The sequence below is a fragment of the Arenimonas malthae CC-JY-1 genome, assembly GCF_000747075.1.
Classification (GTDB): domain Bacteria; phylum Pseudomonadota; class Gammaproteobacteria; order Xanthomonadales; family Xanthomonadaceae; genus Arenimonas; species Arenimonas malthae.
Map to the genome: position 1 here is coordinate 1 of NZ_AVCH01000108.1, position 1,162 is coordinate 1,162.

The 1,162-nt window shown below is 54.6% G+C and carries 1 protein-coding gene; it reads right to left on the bottom strand.

Annotated elements, in window-relative coordinates:
* Positions 1 to 212: 212 nt before the first annotated feature.
* Positions 213 to 1,162 (bottom strand): TOPRIM nucleotidyl transferase/hydrolase domain-containing protein (locus tag N790_RS15940; RefSeq protein ID WP_169742143.1); only part of this gene is annotated, 950 nt, incomplete at its 5' end.

Here is a 1,162-nt window from a genome sequence, read left to right on the forward strand (position 1 = left end):
GACAAGATCGCACCGTGATGCTCGAATACCACCTGCATAGATGCTGCAACAACAGCCGTCCTTGGAGACAAGGTTGCAGGCAGATCCCTGCCGTTTTGCCGGAGCCATAACGAAACTCGCTCAGTAGCGCGAATTTGCAGAGCTAGATCAGCCCCCTCTTCCATCAAAGACACCAATCACTCCAAAGGACAGCGCCGAAAGATCAAAACCATCTATCGCTCTATTATCGCGGCCAACTTCTGCCTAAGCTTCGAAAACTGATTTGTGCCAATCGCAGGCTGCGCCAAAACGGCTACAACGACTTCCTCAAGTATGCTCGGTTCATGGGCTAGACCATGGAGTTTCTCAAAAAGCTGGATCGAAGTTAGCGATCCCACAGGACTATTGGGGGATACTTGGCCCCGAGCCCTGAGAACCCCCTCGACGACACTCCTTGAAGCTCCCGACGCAGTTAGCAGAGCCTCGGGATCATCGCTCCACAGCCAGACGCCAGCATCCCAAAGCAAGTCAATCCATCTAGAAGGCTTGCGCGCAACAACCGCCGAGGAGACTTGAGACACCTGTGAAGCGGAAAGTCGACCAGCCGCCCTTACAGCCGCGTCAAGCACGCTTCCAGCGTAGACCCCGCTTTGTGGCGGGCCTACATCTAGTTCATTCTTCATCGATTCCAGAGACTTTACCGCCTTCGGCTTTCGACCGTTCGGCAAGTGCATCACTGAAATCAATTGATCAATCGCTTCAACAAGAGGTCCGGAAGCCCCGGCAGGAAGGGGGTCAAAATAGGGCGCGTTGTCTTTCAGCCCAGCGTCGTAATCAAGCACTGACAGAAATCCAACACCCAAGTCCCTAAGCAACCGCCCTAGTTCGACCAGTGGCACCTTCCCCCCGCAGGGAATTACCAGGACATCAAGGCGATCCGGCTCCATTCCAAACCAGACCCGAAAGAGCGAGCGAACCAACGCGACATCACTGGGCCCCTCGACCAGTATCACCTTCTTAGCCAAGAGCGCCTCTATCGGCCGCAAGCCGAATTGGCCAAGCAAAATTCTAATCTCACGATCAGTCTTCCCTGATGTCTGCTTTACGAGAACGGTCTTCCCTTGGTCCATCCTCAAAGAGCGCAGCGACCTCAGGTCAAACTGTGAATCGCCCCGGCTTCTCC